This window comes from Thermomonospora catenispora (assembly GCF_006363815.1).
GTDB lineage: Bacteria > Actinomycetota > Actinomycetes > Streptosporangiales > Streptosporangiaceae > Thermomonospora > Thermomonospora catenispora.
Genome location: NZ_RRYT01000008.1, coordinates 106606 through 124653 on the forward strand (window position 1 = coordinate 106606; position 18048 = coordinate 124653).

13 protein-coding genes, 1 pseudogene and 1 CRISPR repeat array are annotated in these 18048 nt (G+C 71.2%); of the genes and pseudogenes, 8 read left to right on the top strand and 6 right to left on the bottom strand.

Features of this window, described 5'->3' with window-relative positions; genetic code table 11:
• Positions 1–450: 450 nt before the first annotated feature.
• Positions 451–708: a hypothetical protein gene (locus EIO00_RS09025; RefSeq protein ID WP_140177099.1), complete on the bottom strand. Its 258-nt coding sequence runs from the start codon at positions 706–708 to the stop codon at positions 451–453.
• A gap of 284 nt (positions 709–992) precedes the next feature.
• Between EIO00_RS09025 and EIO00_RS09030 the strand changes: the two are divergent.
• The 5 genes and pseudogenes from EIO00_RS09030 (at position 993) to EIO00_RS09050 (ending at position 5328) form a co-directional block, all read left to right on the top strand.
• Positions 993–1971 (top strand): annotated as a pseudogene (locus EIO00_RS09030) (aldo/keto reductase).
• Positions 1972–2328: 357 nt separating this feature from the next.
• A complete protein-coding gene (locus tag EIO00_RS09035) occupies positions 2329–2922 on the top strand; it encodes a sulfite oxidase-like oxidoreductase (RefSeq protein ID WP_140177101.1) in 594 nt (197 codons plus the stop codon).
• A complete protein-coding gene (locus tag EIO00_RS09040; RefSeq protein WP_140177103.1) occupies positions 2892–3662 on the top strand; it encodes a ferredoxin reductase in 771 nt (256 codons plus the stop codon). The genes EIO00_RS09035 and EIO00_RS09040 overlap by 31 nt, the downstream gene beginning before the upstream one ends.
• Positions 3659–3937, top strand: coding sequence for a DUF6510 family protein (locus EIO00_RS09045; protein ID WP_140177105.1), 279 nt, complete (start codon positions 3659–3661; stop codon positions 3935–3937). The genes EIO00_RS09040 and EIO00_RS09045 overlap by 4 nt, the downstream gene beginning before the upstream one ends.
• 353 nt (positions 3938–4290) lie before the next feature.
• Positions 4291–5328, top strand: a complete 1038-nt coding sequence (locus EIO00_RS09050; protein ID WP_140177107.1) for a sporulation protein — start codon at positions 4291–4293, stop codon at positions 5326–5328.
• Between the two features lie 106 nt (positions 5329–5434).
• Here the strand turns inward: EIO00_RS09050 and EIO00_RS09055 are convergent, their stop codons facing one another.
• The 3 genes from EIO00_RS09055 to EIO00_RS09065 all read right to left on the bottom strand — a co-directional run bounded on the left by EIO00_RS09055 (position 5435) and on the right by EIO00_RS09065 (position 8517).
• Complete coding sequence (locus EIO00_RS09055; protein WP_140177109.1) at positions 5435–6319, bottom strand: ion transporter; 885 nt, start codon at positions 6317–6319, stop codon at positions 5435–5437.
• Between the two features lie 68 nt (positions 6320–6387).
• Positions 6388–7542, bottom strand: coding sequence for a sporulation protein (locus EIO00_RS09060; protein ID WP_140177111.1), 1155 nt, complete (start codon positions 7540–7542; stop codon positions 6388–6390).
• A gap of 618 nt (positions 7543–8160) precedes the next feature.
• Positions 8161–8517, bottom strand: coding sequence for a BlaI/MecI/CopY family transcriptional regulator (locus EIO00_RS09065; RefSeq protein WP_140177113.1), 357 nt, complete (start codon positions 8515–8517; stop codon positions 8161–8163).
• 758 nt (positions 8518–9275) lie between these two features.
• Between EIO00_RS09065 and EIO00_RS25580 the strand changes: the two genes are divergently transcribed.
• The 3 genes from EIO00_RS25580 (at position 9276) to EIO00_RS09075 (ending at position 11275) form a co-directional block, all read left to right on the top strand.
• Positions 9276–9401, top strand: a complete 126-nt coding sequence (locus EIO00_RS25580) for a hypothetical protein (RefSeq protein ID WP_277752865.1) — start codon at positions 9276–9278, stop codon at positions 9399–9401.
• Complete coding sequence (locus EIO00_RS09070; protein WP_140177115.1) at positions 9398–10270, top strand: M48 family metalloprotease; 873 nt, start codon at positions 9398–9400, stop codon at positions 10268–10270. Before EIO00_RS25580 ends, EIO00_RS09070 begins: the two co-directional genes overlap by 4 nt.
• A 744-nt stretch (positions 10271–11014) precedes the next feature.
• Entirely contained in the window at positions 11015–11275 is a 261-nt protein-coding gene (locus EIO00_RS09075) for a hypothetical protein (protein ID WP_140177116.1), read from the top strand.
• A gap of 709 nt (positions 11276–11984) precedes the next feature.
• Positions 11985–16532: direct repeats of the CRISPR family, unit length 29 nt; unit sequence GGGACCATCCCCGCGTGCGCGGGGAGCAC.
• 221 nt (positions 16533–16753) lie between these two features.
• Here the strand turns inward: EIO00_RS09075 and cas2e are convergent.
• The gene (cas2e, locus tag EIO00_RS09080) at positions 16754–17101 is read right to left on the bottom strand and encodes a type I-E CRISPR-associated endoribonuclease Cas2e (protein ID WP_140177118.1); all 348 of its coding nucleotides are present in this window, start codon (positions 17099–17101) and stop codon (positions 16754–16756) included.
• Entirely contained in the window at positions 17098–18048 is a 951-nt protein-coding gene (cas1e, locus tag EIO00_RS09085; protein WP_140177120.1) for a type I-E CRISPR-associated endonuclease Cas1e, read from the bottom strand. Before cas1e ends, cas2e begins: the two co-directional genes overlap by 4 nt.

An 18048-nucleotide genomic window follows, 5' to 3' on the forward strand; every position in this document is an offset into this window, starting at 1 on the left:
ATCGGACCCCAGCAGGGCCTCGGCGGCGCGTCAGAACCCCGGCCCCTGCGTCGATGACGACCGGCGGGCCCGGTCTCGGCGGAGTCGTGACGATGACCGACAAAGGACGCAACGGGCGGCCCGCGCGGTCACGGCGGCGCGCCCAGGGTATGCGCGACCGGCACGTGCTCCGGCCGGGGCGCCCCCATCGGACCGTCCCGCCCGCCCGGCGGCCCCGATGCCCGCCCTCAGGTCGACGGCGCCCCAGGCCCTCGGCGCCGGTGGAGATCCGCATGAACGGCCCGTCCGGCGAACACACCGGCCCGCCGAGCCGCACTACGTCTCAGCCGAGGGCCGAAGGCCCCCGCCCCGCCGTCCCTCCCGGACCGTTCACGGCTGCCCTGGCCCCGGGGCGTTCGCGCATCGCGGGGGAGGCCCCACGTCGACGGCGGGGCCTGTCTGAAGGACCGCTCACCGCTGAGCGCCGTCCGCCGCCTCGTCCGACGCCGACCGCGGCTCGTCGCGCCGGACCCATCGTTCGACGACGGGACGGGTGAGCAGGAAGCCGCCGCCCGCCAGCGACAGCGCCCAGACGGCCACCCTGGTCAGGAGAGGACCGAGCTCGCCCGTCTCCGCGAACGCCACCGGAACGGCGGTCAGCATGGCCACCAGCGGGACGCCCCCCACCAGCAAGGAGGCCATCACCAGGCCGACATGGGATCGACCCACCCGCCGACCCCGCCAGACCTTCCAACCGGCGAACCAGACCGGCAAGGTGAGGACGCCCAAACAGGCGAGGAAGACCTCGGCTCGCCCTCGCCCGTGCAGTTGACCCTGACGTACTGCAAGGTCATGATCAGCCAGTCCACGGCGATCACGGGCACGGCCACCGTGACCTGCAAGGGGCGGCTGATGTCGTCTCCTCCACCGGAGGCCCCGCTCACCCGGCACAGGGTGAGTGGATCATCCACGGCGGTGATCGTTCGCCGACCGGTCCGGACATAATTCCGATCGTGGAGCAGCGGCACATCGAGCGGCTGGGCCGCCGGGTCTCGGTCGTGGGACTGGGCACCTGGCAGCTGGGCGCGGACTGGGGACGGATCGAGGAGAAGGACGCGCTGGCCGTCCTGGAGGCGGCGGTGGAGACGGGGGGTGACCTTCCTCGACACCGCCGACGTCTACGGCGACGGACGCAGCGAACGGATCATCGGCCGCTTCCTGCGGAATCACCCGGGCCTGTTCGTCGCCACCAAGATGGGACGGCGGGTGGCGCAGATCCCCGAGAACTACACCCTGGACAACTTCCGGGCCTGGACCGACCGATCGCGCACGAACCTGGGCGTGGACCGGCTCGACCTGGTGCAGCTCCACTGCCCGCCGACCCCGGTGTTCTCCTCCGACGCGGTGTTCGACGCGCTGGACACCCTGGTGGCGGAGGAGCGCATCGCCGCCTACGGCGTCAGCGTGGAGACCTGCGACCAGGCGCTGACCGCCATCGCCCGCCCGGGCGTGGCCACGGTGCAGATCATCTGCAACGCGTTCCGCCACAAGCCGCTGGAGCGGGTGCTGCCCGCCGCGGCCGAGGCCGGGGTGGGGATCATCGCCCGGGTGCCGCTGGCCTCGGGGCTGCTGTCGGGCCGCTACCGGCACGACACCGAGTTCGGCCCCGACGACCACCGCACCTTCAACCGGCACGGCGAGGCGTTCGACGTGGGCGAGACGTTCTCCGGCGTCGACTACGCCACCGGGGTGGAGGCCGCCCGGGAGTTCGCCGCCCTGGCCCCGCCGGGCGCCACCCCGGCCCAGACGGCGCTGCGCTGGGTCGTCCAGCAGCCCGGCGTGAGCACCGTCATCCCCGGCGCCCGCACCCCCGAGCAGGCCCGCGCCAACAGCGCCGCCGCCGACCTGCCCCCGCTGCCCGAGGACACCCTCGCCGCGATCCGCGACCTGTACGACCGCAGGATCCGCCCCCTGGTCCACCACCGCTGGTGACCCCGCCCCCGCGGACCGCGCTTCGCACCGCGGACACGCCGGACCCGGCCTCCGGCGAAACGGCAGGCGACGCCCGGCGGTGAGCGGTCCCCGACGCGGGCCCCGCCCCTCGCCCTGCGGGACGCCGCCGGGCCGCCGCGGCGGTGAGCACGGCCGACCCGCTCATCCCGAGCGGGGCGAACGGGACCGTCGGCATGCGCGACCTCTCCCCGCCCGTCCGCCCCCGCCCGCCGACGCACCGACACCGTTCGTATACGGAATGTGCACAGATGGCGGCGGCGTTCCCCTGCGGTGATTACGATGGGTGACGGACCGACCGTACGCGCACCGCTTCGGCGGACCAAGGGGGTGAGGTCCATGGGCATCGTCTCGCCCGGATTCTCCGGCCGCCGCCGCACCGCCGACCTGCCGCCGGGCCAATACCTGACCGACGACTTCCCCGTCCTGTCCGCCGGGCCGACCCCGCGCGTCCGCCCGGAGGAGTGGAGCTTCACCATCACCACGGAGACCGGGCGGGAGCACCGGTGGACATGGCGGGAGTTCCGCGCGCTGCCCACCGAGCGGCCGACCGTGGACCTGCACTGCGTCACCCGCTGGTCCAAGCTCGGCACCCACTGGGAAGGCGTCTCCCTGGACACCCTGCTGGCGGGCGTGGAGACCACCGCCGACCACGCGCTCGCCCACTCCTACGGCGGCTACACCACGAACATGCCGCTCGCGGACCTGCGCGACGGCAAGGCCTGGATCGCGTTCCGGTTCGACGGCGAGGCGCTGGCACCGGAGCACGGCGGCCCGGCACGGCTGCTCGTCCCGCACCTGTACCTGTGGAAGAGCGCCAAATGGGTCCGCGGCATCACGCTGCTCACCCACGACCGGCCGGGTTTCTGGGAGTCCGCCGGCTACCACGACTACGGAGACCCATGGCGCGAGCAGCGGTACTGGGGCGACTGACCTGGCGGGTCGGCGAGGTGCGCGCCCTGCGGGAGGAGACCCCCACGGCGCGCACGCTGATCCTCCACGTCCCCGGCTGGCCGGGACACCAGGCCGGCCAGCACGTGGACGTCCGGCTCACCGCACCCGACGGCTACACGGCCGTCCGGTCCTACTCCCTGGCGAACTCCCTGGCGAACGCCCCGGACGCCGAACGGGTGGAGCTGACCGTGCAGCGGGTCCCGGACGGGGAGGTCTCCCCCTACCTCACCCGGATCCTCGCGGTCGGCGATCCGCTGGAGATCCGCGGCCCGGTCGGCGGCTGGTTCGTCTGGCGGCCCGACCGGCCCGAACCGGTCCAGCTCGTGGCCGGCGGCTCGGGCGTCGTCCCGCTCATGGCGATGATCCGCACGCACCGGGCCGCCAGCAGCCGGGCGCCCATGCGGCTGCTGTACTCGGTCCGCGACCCGGAGGCGGCGCTGTACCGGGAGGAGCTCGCGGACCTGGCGGCGTCCGAGGACGGACCGGAGGTCACCTGCGTCTACACCCGGGCCGCCCCGCCGGGCCGGTCCCGCGCCCCGGGCCGGATCGACGCGGACCTGCTGGCCGCGGCGACCTGGCCGCCCGAGGCCGGGCCCTCGTGTTACGTGTGCGGGCCGACCGGCTTCGTGGAGCGGGCGGCCGACCTGCTCGTCGCGGCCGGGCACGAACCCGCCCGGATCAGGACCGAACGCTTCGGACCGAGCGGAGGATCCCGATGAACACCCCAACGCCTGCTCATGTGGACGGGAACGCGGCCGCGGGGGTGCTGCGCGAGGTGTTCGCGGTCGACCTCACCGCGGCCGTCGGACAGTGCGACAACTGCGGCTGCGCGGTGGTGCTCGCCGAGGCGCGGCTGTACACGCGGGCGCCCGGCATGGTCGGCCGGTGTCCGGGGTGTCAGGCCATCCTCTTCCGCGTGGTCCGCGGCCCCGACCGCACCTGGCTCGACCTGCGGGGCCTGCGGTGCATCGAGGTGAGCCTCCCGGACTCCTGACCCGGGCGGCCCCGCCCTCTGCCCGACCCGCTTCCCGGCGTGCCGGCTCCCCGGCCGACGGACCGCGGCCCGCGAGCCGCGACGCCCCGCGGCGTTCCGGGACGTTGCGCGGTGACCCGCGGTGACCCGTGGTATCCCGTGGTGCCCCGTGGGTTCAGCGAGGGTCCTGCGGACGACCGCGACGGCCCGCGCCGTCCTGCGGTGACCGTTCCGCAGGTGCCCTGCGGCGATCTGCGGACGATCGGCGCACCGGGCGCCCCGCCCGCGCCCGGGCGGAGGGGACGCACGACCGCACGATCTACTACAGAAGTAGTAGCATCGTGGCGGAAAATCACCGATCAGCGGGAGGGCACGTGGTCTTCAAACGGATGCTGGGAGCGCTCGGGATGGGCGGTCCCTCAGTGGACACCGTCCTGGCCACCCCGTCCTGCCGGCCGGGCGACCGACTGGCCGGCGAGGTGCGCATCATGGCCGCCGAGTACGACGTGGAGATCCAGCGGGTCACCCTGGCGCTGGTCACCCGGGTCGAGGTCGAGAGCGGCGACCACGAGCGCACCGGCGGCATGGAGTTCCACCGCGCCGACGTGTCGGGCCCCTTCCGGCTCCCCAAGGGACAGAACCGGACCATCCCCTTCCAGCTGGAGGTGCCCTGGGAGACTCCTCTCACCGAGGTGTACGGGCAGCACCTGCACGGCATGGCCATGGGAGTGCGCACCGAACTGGCCGTCGCCAGGGCCGTCGACAAGGGCGACCTGGACCCGGTCTCGATCAGCCCGCTGCCGTCCCAGCAGCGGGTGCTGGACGCCTTCGGGCAGCTCGGCTTCATCTTCAAGAGCGCCGACGTGGAGTACGGCCAGATCGCCGGGCTGCACCAGATGCTGCCGTTCTACCAGGAGATCGAGTTCTACCCGCCGCCCTCGCACCAGGGGCGGATCAACGAGGTGGAGCTGACGTTCGTGGCCGACCCGCACGGGCTGGCGGTGGTGCTGGAGGCCGACAAGCGCGGCGGCCTGTTCTCCCCCGGCGGCGACGTCTTCGGACGCTTCCAGGTCAGCCACGAGGAGGCCATGCACACCGACTGGGCCGCGGAGATCTCCGGCTGGCTGGACGCCGTGGCCGAACGCATCGGCCCCGGCGGCGCCTTCCACCAGCCCCACGACCCCTACGGCGGCCACGGCTTCGGCCACGGCGGGCACGGCCACGGCTTCGGCCACGGCGGGCCCGATCACGGCTTCGGTCACCACGGCCACCACGGGCACCATGGTCACCACGGCGGTCACGGTCCGGGCTGGGGCGGGGTGGCCGCCGGAGCCGCCGCCGGATTCATCGGCGGCATGGTCGCCGGCGAGATCATGGAGGAGATCTTCGACGGCGACGACGAGGAGGAGTGAACCGGCCGCGACCGCCCCGGGCCGCGGCGGCGCGCAGAGCGTCCCCGCCGGCACCCGGAGACCCCCGGGACGCCCGGGGATCGGTCACGGCGGAGCGCCGGCCCGGCTAAGGGCCGACGGTGGTGTCGGGCGTCGCCACGGCGTCGCCCTCGCCGTCCCGCTCCCGGGATCGGCCGCGCTCCTCGCACAAGGCGCGGATCTCGGCGCGGAGCGCGGCGATCTCGGCGAGCAGCATCGCGGTGGTCTCGTCGCCGGAATCCTTGCGCACGGGGACGGGCCGCCCGGCCTTGGCGGCGTCGTCCTCCATGGCGTTGACGATGACGGCGATGAACAGATTGAGCACCACGAAGGTGCACACCAGGATGAAGCCGACGAAGAACAGCCACGCCCACCGGTGATGGACCATCACGGCGCGGGCGACGTCCGACCACCCCTCACCGCTCATGATCCGGAACAGGGTGAACAACGACGACCCCAGATCCCCGAAGTGCTCGGGAGCGGTGGCGCCGAACAGCTTGCTGGCCATGACCGCGGCGACGTACAGCACCAGGGCGAGCAGGACGGCGATGGAGGCCACCCCGGGCATCGCGCCCAGCAGGGCCGACACCACCCGGCGCAGGCTCGGCACCGTCGAGATCAGCCGCAGCGCCCGCAGGATCCGCAACGCCCGCAGCACCGTCAGGCCGCCGGAGTGCGGGATCAGCGAGACGCCCACGATGGCGGCGTCGAACAGGTTCCACCGGTCGCGGACGAACCCGGCACGGTACGCATAGACCTTGGCGGCCAGCTCCGTCACGAAGACCCCCAGCGCGACCCGGTCGATCGCATGCAGCAGCGGGCCATGGCGCTGCAGCACCTGCGGAACCGTCTCCAGCCCGAGGGCGGCCGCGTTGACGACGATGACCGCGACGATCAGCCGCTGGGTGCGCCGGGACTCCAGCAGGGCGCGGACGCCGGCACGGCCCGATGGCAGGCTTGTGACGATCGGCATTCGGTCGTTCCCCGCGCGATGCACGTCGAGGACGGCGCCGGCCGCGCCGCCCTCGACGTCCGGATCGGTCAGTCCTCGTCCTCGAAGTACTCCGTCGCCTCCTCGTAGGCGGCCTCATAGGCGTCCGCGTAAGCGTCCTGGTAGGCCTCCTCCACGGCCTCCTCGATCGCGTTCTCCACGGCCGCCTGGTAGGCGGCCTGGTAGGCGGTCTCGGCGATCCCCTGGTAGACGTCGCCCTGCCCGTCCTCGCCCTCGTCCTCCTCGGAGTCGTCGTCGAGCATCTCGTTGACCACCGCCCCGGCGACGAACCCGGCGGCGGCCCCGGCGGCCACCCCCGCCCAGCCCGGGCCGCTGCGCCCTCCGCCGTGCCCGCCGTGGCCGCCGTGCCCCTCGACGTATCCGCCGTGGCCGTGGTCTCCGGCGTGGCCGTAGGCGGCGTGGCCGCCGGACAGGTGCCCTATGACGGCCTGCAGCCAGGTGGTGATCTCGTGCTCCCACGCCGTGTACAGGGCCTGCTCGTGGGAGACGTGGAACCGGCCGAGGACGTCCCCGCCGGGGGAGAACAGATCGCCGCGCTTGTCGGCCTCCAGCACCACCGCCAGCCCGTGCGGGTCGGCCACGAACGTCAGCTCCACCTCGTTGATGTGCCCGCTGTACTGCGCGGGGACGTGGAACTCGATCTCCTGGTAGAACGGCAGCTCCTGGTGCAGCCCGGCGATCTGACCGTGCTCCAGGTCGGCGCTCTTGAAGATGAAGCCCAACTCGGCGAAGGCGTCCAGCACGCGCTGCTGGGACGGCAGCGGGCCGACCGAGATCGGGTCCAGGTCGCCCTTGTCGAGCTGCCCGGCCACCTCCACCTCGGTGCGCACCCCCATGACCATGCCGTCCAGGTGCCGCCCGTACACCTCCGTGATCGGCAGCTCCCACGGGACCGGCAGCTGGAACGGGATCACATGGAACTGGCCCGCGCCCACGGCGAACCCTCCGGTGATCGCCCCCCGGTGGAACTCCAGGCCGGTGACGCCCTCATGGTCGTCGTGCTCGACCTCCACCTCGGTGAGCAGGCTCAGCACGACCTGATCGATGAAGGCGTCCCGTTCGCCGCCTTGGATGCGCACCTCCCCGGACAGCACCTCGCCCGGCCGGCAGTGCGCGGACGCCAGCACCGTCTCCACCGAAGGGCCGCCCACGCCGAACGCGCCCAGCAACGGCCTGAAGATCATCGCTCCCCCACTCGTCTGCGATCGGTGATGTGACTGCGCGCGGCGTCCTCGATGCCGGCCTCGCGGCGGCCCCGGCCACGGCGCAAGCACGCCTTCACGGCAGGCCTCCGGGCCGACGGCGACCGCCACCGGGCCGGAGCCTTCTCGCTCGGCGGCACACGGCCGCCACTGGGCCGGGCGACGTCCAAAGGACGCTCCTCCACGCTCGGATCCTGGACACGGGCGAGCCGCCCGGTCCGGCGCATCGCCATCGCTCCGCCCCTCCGGAGGGAATCAACCTTCGGAAGGGGCAGGATGACGGCAATATCCACTACGACACTTGTAGCAGATCAGCCGAGGTCCCGGCACACCGATTCTCCCGGCTCGCTCCCCCGGCCCGCCGGCGCCCGACGCCCCACCGCCGGCCGTCCCGGCACCGGCAAAGAAGGCGACCGGGCGACCGCCGCCGCAAGTCCCGCAACCGCGCCCCGCGCCGACCGGACCCGTTCACGACGCGGAAGGCCTCACAAGGGCACGAAGACCCACGAGACCCATGGGGACACGACCCCGCGAAGACCTGCGGGCATCCCGCCGAAAAACAGGAAAAGACCAACGGCGAGCCGTCACCGACCCCGGCGACTACTGCGAGGAGGAGTCGAGGATCTGCCGCAACGCCTCTTCCTCATCAGGGCTGAGCGTCTGCACGAACCGGCTCAGCACACTGCGCGGATCATTGGCGTACCGCAGATGGTCGTACATGCGATCGGCCACCAGCCGGGACTCGTCGACCGCCAGCCGATACAGATACCGACGGCCGTCGCGCACCCGGGTGACGAGCTTCTTTTCGTGCAGCCGGGACAAGATCGTGTTCACCGTGGTGTGCGCAGGCTCACCGGCCAGCCGAGTGCGCAGCTCGGCCGCTCCGACGGGACGCCCCACGGCCGCCAGCGCGGCCAGCACTTCGGCCTCCAGTCGCCCCAGTGGTCTACGCGCCAAGGTCTCCGGCCTCACGAGCTCGCTCGTTGAATCACATTCACAATCAGCCTAATGGACATGGCCGACCCGTCACCTTTTCGAACATGAGGTCAGCTGCGCGGGGCAATCTACTACAGCCGCACCCTCGAGAACGGACATATCGCCATAACGACCGCCGTGGGCCATGCGCACACCGCCCCGCGACGACCACCCGCACAGCACGGCGGCACAGCGCCCCGGAACCTTCGAAGCGGGCAGACGATCGTCGACGCCGCACCCGGCCCGCTGTGGGCGGAGTCACCTCGTGACGACGGGCGGACATCACGGTCTCGTGACCAGCCAGGACTTCCGTCTGACCGCGAGGTGACCTTTTCCGCCCGCCCCGGGGTCCGGACATGACCAAGGCTCTACTACTAATGTAAGAGTTCATAGCGTGAAAGCCTGGTCGAGCCCATCGCGACCGGCCGCCCACCGCGCCGGCGCCCCGGGCTCACCCGGCCGAACAAGCGGACCCGCACCGGGTCCGACGACCCCTTGGCCCCGACACTTCGTTAGGTCAGGATCGTGCGGCGTAGACCACTGGGACAGCCGAAGGTCGACGTGCCGGCCGTGAACGGCTGGGCCCGGACGGCGAGACCTCGGACCCTCCCCCACGGCGTGCTCGCCCATGCCGCGGTCGAGCACGATCCCGCCCCGGCCGCACGTCCCGCCGCCCTCCGCCCGAGCCCGCCGGGAACCCCGGCGCCGCCATCGGCCGACGACGGATGAGCCCCGGCCGAATGCACCATCGTGTGCGGCACACCGGCGATCCGGACGACGCGTTGAGCGAGCTCGTGCAGGCGCCCGCCACCCGCAAAGGGCAGGCGCCGCACGACATCCTCGACACCCGGGGAGAGCCAGGGTGAACCCGCTGACCTTCCTGCCCGTCGCGCTCACGCTGGCGCTGAGCCTGCTGCTGGGCGGGGTGACGCTGCCGCTGCATCCGGCGTGGACGGCCCGCTCCCTGGCCGTGACCGCGGCGATGACCACCCTCGCCGCCGTCGGCACCGCCGTCTTCATCGCCGTCAACTACGGCGCCACCCTGGCGCCCGGCCTGGCCGCACAGGTGCCCGAATGGGCGCTGATCGGCGACGACAGCCCGATCCCGGCCTGGCTCGGCATCCCCGGCGTCGCGGCCTCGATCGCCAGCCCGGCGCTCATCATCCGGCTGCTCGTGCGCTGGACGGCCGACCTGCGCGCCGCCCGCGCCGCCTCCCGCGAGCCCTTGGACACCGACGACCCCATCGCGATCGCGATCCCGGGCCGGAACGGCGGCGTGCTGGTCTCCCGGGGCCTGCTGCGCAGGCTCACCTCCCGGGAACTGGAGGTGGTCTTCCAGCACGAGCACTCCCACCTCCGGCACCACCACCATCGCTACCAGGCCGTCGCCGCGCTGAGCGCGACCCTGCTGCCGCCGCTGCGCCCCCTGGAGCGACGCCTGCGGCTGGCCATCGAACGATGGGCCGATGAGGAGGCCGCCGAACGCGTCGGCGACCGCGCGCTGGTCGCCCGCACCATCGCCAAGGTCGCCCTCACCCGCTCGGCGTACGCCGGCCCCACCCCGGCCTTCGCCGAATCCGGGGTCGTCGCCCGCGTCCAGGCCATGCTGACCGCGCCCCCGGACAAGAACACCATCAGCGGCCCGCTCCTCCTGACCAGCACCGGCCTGGTCACCAGCAGCCTGGCGGCCGCCGCCCTGCAACTCCACCACGCCCTGGCCTCCACCTTCCTGTGAGCACGGGCACCCCTGAACAGCCCACGACGGCATCGAGCAAGGGCAAGCAGAGGACCGTACGTTGTCAACGCCGTTCTTGGTCAAGAACCGCATCTGATGACGATCGAGGCGAGGACGCGGTCCATAGCGCCCGAGTCCAACGAGACGGCCGCGGCGGCAACCGAGATCGGCCAAGAGCCGATCAGCCGGATGACGCCCAGGCTCTGTGGGGCCGGTCCTGACCGCCGACCCGGCAGGGCAAGCCGCTGCGGCAGCAACCGACCAAGCACGCTGAAGGCACCTGGGCAGACCCGCTGGTCACTTTGACCAGGACCAGCGGCGAACGCACCGACAAGCCTGGCGACGGCTCCCATCACGGATACCGGCCGGTGCTGAGATCACTGGACCACCCCAGTCGAAAGCGACCCACTGCATAACCGCAAGAGCTCCGCCATCGTCCGCTCAACGCCTTCGACTTCCCAGAAGGCCGCCTTGCCGCTACCCCATCCATCTCGAGAAGACCGGCTTACACCACGAACTAAGCACCCCCAGCTTCCCGCTATCTACACATTAGGGAAAGAACTTCACAAAAGCAATTAGATCAGACACCTAAACACAAATAGAATAAAATTGCAAGGAGTTCTTATTTTTGGGAGCGACAAAACCAGTAGACGGCCACCAAGTCGGCACACCTTGCTAGTCTTTGACCACCCCTCCTCCAAGGCAACAGCCAAGCGTTAGCGTGAAGCCCCCTGAGGGATTAAGATGAGCACCATGAAGAAAACCAACGATTATACATTTGACCTGCACGTCTTCGTCCTTCTACTTTTCTCCGGCATTGCCGCCGCGGCCGCAGCGACCCTCACTTACCTGTCAGGCCAAGACGTTCCCCGCGCTCTGATCGCCGGAGGCGTTGCGGGGGCCGGCGCCATCACCTGGGGAAAGAGCAACGTCAGACCACCCAGGGATGATCATCGACTCGATAAGCACGATGCATCTCTGCACCCGCACGACGAAGCGAGCTAGTGTACCCTTCCTCAGGCGCCGGCCTGCTCCCTGCGTACGCAGGGTTGGCCCCAGCCATGCGTATGCGGCAACCTGCTCCCCGCGCACGCGGGGATGGCCCCGGCCGGCGCCCCTTCAAGAAATAGAGTCCGCGCGCAAACAAGGCGACTTCCCCGCAAGTCGGTTCATCTGCACACCTACAGAGCAGCTTAGCGGACGTGAGTGATCACTCATAGACTATGTACTCTCTACAAGGTGCAGGGCACGGTAATTTCACATCAGAAGCCCTCATCACACATAGAGACAGCAGGATCCTCACCTAGAAGAAACCTCAACGGGCGCCATCTCTATCCACATAGGAGCAACCACCCGGCGCCATAAAGTTGACGAGAAAGGGTCCCTGCATACACATAAGAGCAGTCCTTTGGTTCGACGGCACGCCCTTTCAAAGCACCTCACGCACGCAGGAGCAGCGGGAACGCCAATCACGTCGGCAGTGGTGAAGGAACCACCTCCGTGCGATCTGAGTGCAACCACACCGGCGAGAGCCATAGGGCTCATTCCTGCAAACGTGGCAGCAATCGCTGACATGAGCTTGCGAACGCAAGGCGCGGAACTATCCCCGCATGCGCAGGGAGCAGTCAGGCCTAAGGCAATCCAGCTCCACCTGGGCTACTCCCGCGTACGCGAAGAGCAGGTACGCCCCGGAGCTGCACACCAGCCCAGACGCCGGACCATCCCCGCGTGCACGGGGAGCACTTGCCGGGCGGCAGCACCACCAGCACATACAGGGGGCCATCCCCGCGTGCGCGGGGAGCACGCAGTGAGCGAATCCGTCCGGCTAGAGGAAGAGGGACCATCCCTGCGTGCGCGGGGAGCACTTCCTGCTACATCGCCTTGCCCTTTCCGCTCGGGGACCATCCCCGCGTGCGCGGGGAGCACACGGCTTACCGGCACCGACAAGGTTTCCGCCCGGGACCATCCCCGCGTGCGCGGGGAGCACCGCCATGATTCATCATTCCTTTCGATCACGACGGGACCATCCCCGCGTGCGCGGGGAGCACTCGCCGATCCGGTAGAGCCTGCGCCCGAACCGGGGACCATCCCCGCGTGCGCGGGGAGCACCCGCGGCCCGGGGACGTCTGGATCAGCCCCTCGGGACCATCCCCGCGTGCGCGGGGAGCACCCGCCGGGCCGGGCGCGAAGCTCCCCCTTCTCGGGACCATCCCCGCGTGCGCGGGGAGCACTGACGCTGCGCCGTCTCCTCGACCTCCTCCGGGGGACCATCCCCGCGTGCGCGGGGAGCACTGGAGGATCCGCGCCGACCAGCCTCAGTACGCGGGACCATCCCCGCGTGCGCGGGGAGCACTCTCCATGATTCTTCCCTCCTCAGACCAGACCGGGACCATCCCCGCGTGCGCGGGGAGCACCTCGGCGGCCGCGCCGGTGGGCTGGGCTCGATGGGACCATCCCCGCGTGCGCGGGGAGCACCCGCTGGTAGCGGGCCAGGTTCCGGGCCTTGCGGGACCATCCCCGCGTGCGCGGGGAGCACCATCGTGGTGGCCTCCTCCTGCTCCTGGCACGGGGACCATCCCCGCGTGCGCGGGGAGCACTGCGCAAGTCGCGGGGGTCTGCCGAGTCAAGTCGGGACCATCCCCGCGTGCGCGGGGAGCACGTCTCGATCCTGATGCGGCGACCGAGCGCCGGGGGACCATCCCCGCGTGCGCGGGGAGCACTGACCCTCGGCGGCGACAACGCGGCGACCCTCGGGACCATCCCCGCGTGCGCGGGGAGCACCTGTGCGGGCTGATGTTCCCCGGCCTGCGGGTGGGACCATCCCCGCGTGCGCGGGGAGCACTCGCCCGGAGCCTGGACGAGCTCACGCGGGAGGGGACCATCCCCGCGTGCGCGGGGAGCACGGGGGCCTTCCGTCGTTTCAGGACATCAGCTCGGGACCATCCCCGCGTGCGCGGGGAGCACCGCTCGGTCAGGTCGTCCAGGATCACGCGCCAGGGACCATCCCCGCGTGCGCGGGGAGCACAGCTGGACCCCGCCAGCCTGAGCCAGATGCCGGGGACCATCCCCGCGTGCGCGGGGAGCACGCTCGCGTGGCCGGTGAGGAGTGCCGAGGATGGGGACCATCCCCGCGTGCGCGGGGAGCACCCGGGCCGGGTTGAGGGATGAGAGCAGGGACCGGGACCATCCCCGCGTGCGCGGGGAGCACCGCCAGCTCAGCCGGTAGTCACGGGCCACAACGGGACCATCCCCGCGTGCGCGGGGAGCACCGTCAGGGTGAGGTCGGCGTCGCCGACGACGAGGGACCATCCCCGCGTGCGCGGGGAGCACTGCTAGCCCAACTCGGGCAAGGTCGGGCAAGGGGGACCATCCCCGCGTGCGCGGGGAGCACGATATGACTGCTCGGGTCTGATCAGCGCCATCGGGACCATCCCCGCGTGCGCGGGGAGCACCATGGCGACCGTGTCCCATGCGCCGGTTTCAAGGGACCATCCCCGCGTGCGCGGGGAGCACTCGAACTGGTGTTGATGTGACGAAGTGACGAAGGGACCATCCCCGCGTGCGCGGGGAGCACCGTACCCCGCGGAGACAGCCCCAGGCCGAGGCGGGACCATCCCCGCGTGCGCGGGGAGCACTCGCGAGGGCCCGTCCCACTGACGCTTGGCTTGGGACCATCCCCGCGTGCGCGGGGAGCACCGCAATTCCCCGGTGCGGAGATCGACCACGCCGGGACCATCCCCGCGTGCGCGGGGAGCACGGCCACCCCATCGCATGGGACACCGACACCCTGGGACCATCCCCGCGTGCGCGGGGAGCACCCCGGACGGGGTAACGACGGTCATACCGTTGAGGGACCATCCCCGCGTGCGCGGGGAGCACCTGGCCAACCGCCTGGTGTTGATGCTGCGCGGGGGACCATCCCCGCGTGCGCGGGGAGCACCAGCTCGATCCGCAGTACGTCGCGGTTGGTCAGGGACCATCCCCGCGTGCGCGGGGAGCACCTACCCGGCTGGTGTACGACATTGGGGACGAGGGGACCATCCCCGCGTGCGCGGGGAGCACGCGCGCGCACCCCGAATCCGCTTGCCGACGCTGGGACCATCCCCGCGTGCGCGGGGAGCACTGGAGGACCAGCGCCCACCAGCCTCAGTACGCGGGACCATCCCCGCGTGCGCGGGGAGCACCGGCCCGTCGATGGCGCGGATGATGTCGGCCAGGGACCATCCCCGCGTGCGCGGGGAGCACCCGCGAGACGATTGTGTTCAACCTGTAAGGGGGGGACCATCCCCGCGTGCGCGGGGAGCACGTACGCGCACCCAATTTGTCGGTGATTCCAGCGGGACCATCCCCGCGTGCGCGGGGAGCACCGCCCGGTCACCGGCTGGGTGCGCTTCCGGCGGGGACCATCCCCGCGTGCGCGGGGAGCACCCGGAACCCGGCGTCGAGCAGGGCGTGTGCCTCGGGACCATCCCCGCGTGCGCGGGGAGCACATTCCCCGTTGAGGCTGTCCCAGATGACGAGGGGGACCATCCCCGCGTGCGCGGGGAGCACCCCTGCGGCTGAATGCCACGCAGATCGCCGCGGGGACCATCCCCGCGTGCGCGGGGAGCACTTGGTCCCGGAGATCGACCCGGATAACACCCGGGGACCATCCCCGCGTGCGCGGGGAGCACCGGGTGCCGAGCAGCACGGAGCTTGCCCGGGAGGGACCATCCCCGCGTGCGCGGGGAGCACGCGATCTACCCGGCCCTCGTCGCGCTCAAGCTGGGACCATCCCCGCGTGCGCGGGGAGCACTGTCCGACCCTGCCCGCTGCCCGAACGGGACGGGGACCATCCCCGCGTGCGCGGGGAGCACGGTCGGCGGTGGCGGTGAGGGCGTGAACCGCTTGGGACCATCCCCGCGTGCGCGGGGAGCACTGCACGCGCGGCGGACACAGGCACTGCCCCTTGGGACCATCCCCGCGTGCGCGGGGAGCACTGCACGCGCGGCGGACACAGGCACTGCCCCTTGGGACCATCCCCGCGTGCGCGGGGAGCACCGCCTTGGACACCCCGACCGCCTCGCACAGCGGGGACCATCCCCGCGTGCGCGGGGAGCACCGGTCCATCACCCAGGTGTAGACGTCCCGCATGGGACCATCCCCGCGTGCGCGGGGAGCACACCACGACGCCGGCGAGGTGCTGGAGGGCACGGGGACCATCCCCGCGTGCGCGGGGAGCACCAGTTGCCGCACTTGAGCTTGGTGCCGCGGATGGGACCATCCCCGCGTGCGCGGGGAGCACTGCATGACCGCACCTCGTTCATCGACAGACCGGGGACCATCCCCGCGTGCGCGGGGAGCACCATCGCTCGATCGACCCCTGCCGAGCATCAGCCGGACCATCCCCGCGTGCGCGGGGAGCACGCCCTGGCTCCTGAGGCCGCCGGCGGCCGGGTGGGACCATCCCCGCGTGCGCGGGGAGCACTCCGGCACGGCCCCCTTGGACGTGACATGGATGGGACCATCCCCGCGTGCGCGGGGAGCACGAAGACCGGCCGGTCTTCACGGGCCGGCACCCGGGACCATCCCCGCGTGCGCGGGGAGCACGTGGTAATGCTTGGCGTCACCGCTCCCGAAGTGGGACCATCCCCGCGTGCGCGGGGAGCACGCGATCACGTTCGACGAAGCGGAGCAGGAGACGGGGACCATCCCCGCGTGCGCGGGGAGCACGCGATCACGTTCGACGAAGCGGAGCAGGAGACGGGGACCATCCCCGCGTGCGCGGGGAGCACGATTCGCTCAGCCGCCAGAGCCCAAACGGACGGGGACCATCCCCGCGTGCGCGGGGAGCACTTTTGCCGCGGGTGGTGTCCCTCCCGATCAGGGGGACCATCCCCGCGTGCGCGGGGAGCACGTGGACCGGGAGAGGGAGTTCCGCCCGTCGGCGGGACCATCCCCGCGTGCGCGGGGAGCACCCCGAACGCCGCCTACCCTCTGCCGGCGCCGGGGGACCATCCCCGCGTGCGCGGGGAGCACTCGCCGTAGCTGGCCGTGCGCCGGCGGCGCCGGGGACCATCCCCGCGTGCGCGGGGAGCACGTACACCGCAGCAAGGGCGAAGAGGGCGTTGAGGGACCATCCCCGCGTGCGCGGGGAGCACATTATATCGGGCGGAAAAGCGCCCCGCCTTCGGGGACCATCCCCGCGTGCGCGGGGAGCACGCCATTTCCTGTGCGTATTTGGCGTTTTTGCCGGGACCATCCCCGCGTGCGCGGGGAGCACACTCGCTGACCTGCAGTTTTATCTCGGACTGACCTCGGAATTCATCACTTCTTGCAACTCAGACATATCGGGCATCGGGAATCGTGCTGGAGGCATGATGAAGCTCTGCCGGTGACCTGCCGCCGTCCAACGGCCTTGCCTGCCCTGAGACCACCCGGACGGCAGGCCCTGCCGTGGCGGACGCGACCGCCGTTCCTGAGCCGTCGTGACGACGGAGCAGATCAACGTCTATAGCGGCGACGTTTGGATGCCTTGCTCCAGCCGCTCGGCGGCGGGGCCGCGGAGACCGCAGGCCTCTGCTTAGGGCGGCGGATCAAGGTGACGCCTTCGTAGTCGACGGGGTGCCACTTGTGGTCCCACGTCTCGAAGGTGAAACCCTGCTCATTGTTGGTGGTGTAGGCGAGGAGAGCACGGCCGGCTCCGGCGTACTGGCGCACCTCTCGCCAAAGGGCCTCCCGGACGCGTGCGGAGGGGCCGCCGATGAAGACGCCCGGGGATATCTCCATCAGCCACCGGGTGAGGAAGCCGCGGAGACCGGTGGGGCACTGGGTGAGGATGATGATCGTCACCAGGGCATCCCATCGTCGTAGTTGCGACCCGATTCCAGCTCCGCCCCTCGATCGCCCTGGAGGGTGACGCGATCAATGCCGCCGTCCATGGGGTCGTCGACCTCCTCGGGCAGCAGAAGGCTCTTGATGTCGTCGACGCATCGGCGGAGCAGGCCGATGCGGTTGACCTCGTCGCGGACGGCTCGACGGGTGCGGGAGCCCACGTCCTCAGGGCTTTCGGCGGCGGTGGCGAAGGCTATGGGTAGGGCGATCTCGGTCTTGTAGAGGTCGGCGATGTCGAGGACGAAGGCCAGTTCATGGCCCGAGTGGATGAAACCGAGGCCGGAGGCGCAGCCGAGGGCGGCGACGGTGGTCTGAGCGATGCCGTACATGCACTGGGCGGCGGCCGTGACCGCTTGGTTGACCGGGTCACCTGAGCCGAAGTCTCCCGGTATGTAGTGGCGACCGCCCCATGTGATGCCGTATTTAGCGGCTTCCGTCCGATAACGCTCCTTGACTCGTCGGCCCTCTCTGCCGAGGAGTTCTTGGCGGGTGAGGCCGGCGGGATCCTCGTCGGGGAAGCGCATCCGGTACATCGCGCGGGCGACTTCCAGGCGGGTACGGTGGTTGGCCCATTTCTTCGCCTGGGCCTCGACCAGGGCGGAGGATCGGGTGAGGGATCTTCCGCCCGAGTAGAAGCGGACCCCTTGCTCGCCCACCCACACCACGCCTGCTCCGCTGTCGCCCAGAACGCTCATGGCCTGGTGGGTGACGCGGGTTCCGGGCCCCAACAGCAGGCAGCCGATCGTCGCCGAGGGGATGTGCGTGATCCCGTCCGCATCCTCTGCGGTGATCGCGTTGTCCTCGCGGTGGATGGTGCAGCGCTCCAGGTAGAGGAACGAGATCCGGTCGCCCATCCTGGTCAGTTCTCGCGGCGAGGAGGCTCCTCGCCGGCTGACGGTGGACAT

Bases quoted from the DNA above. Each gene is read 5' to 3' on its own strand.
- EIO00_RS09035 (WP_140177101.1), top strand. From the start codon at position 2,329: ATGGGCATCGTCTCGCCCGGATTCTCCGGCCGCCGCCGCACCGCCGAC.
- EIO00_RS09040 (WP_140177103.1), top strand. From the start codon at position 2,892: ATGGCGCGAGCAGCGGTACTGGGGCGACTGACCTGGCGGGTCGGCGAG.
- EIO00_RS09045 (WP_140177105.1), top strand. From the start codon at position 3,659: ATGAACACCCCAACGCCTGCTCATGTGGACGGGAACGCGGCCGCGGGG.
- EIO00_RS09055 (WP_140177109.1), bottom strand. From the start codon at position 6,319: ATGCCGATCGTCACAAGCCTGCCATCGGGCCGTGCCGGCGTCCGCGCC.
- EIO00_RS09060 (WP_140177111.1), bottom strand. From the start codon at position 7,542: ATGATCTTCAGGCCGTTGCTGGGCGCGTTCGGCGTGGGCGGCCCTTCG.
- EIO00_RS25580 (WP_277752865.1), top strand. From the start codon at position 9,276: ATGCACCATCGTGTGCGGCACACCGGCGATCCGGACGACGCGTTGAGC.
- EIO00_RS09075 (WP_140177116.1), top strand. From the start codon at position 11,015: ATGAGCACCATGAAGAAAACCAACGATTATACATTTGACCTGCACGTC.
- cas1e (WP_140177120.1), bottom strand. From the start codon at position 18,048: ATGTCCACCGTCAGCCGGCGAGGAGCCTCCTCGCCGCGAGAACTGACC.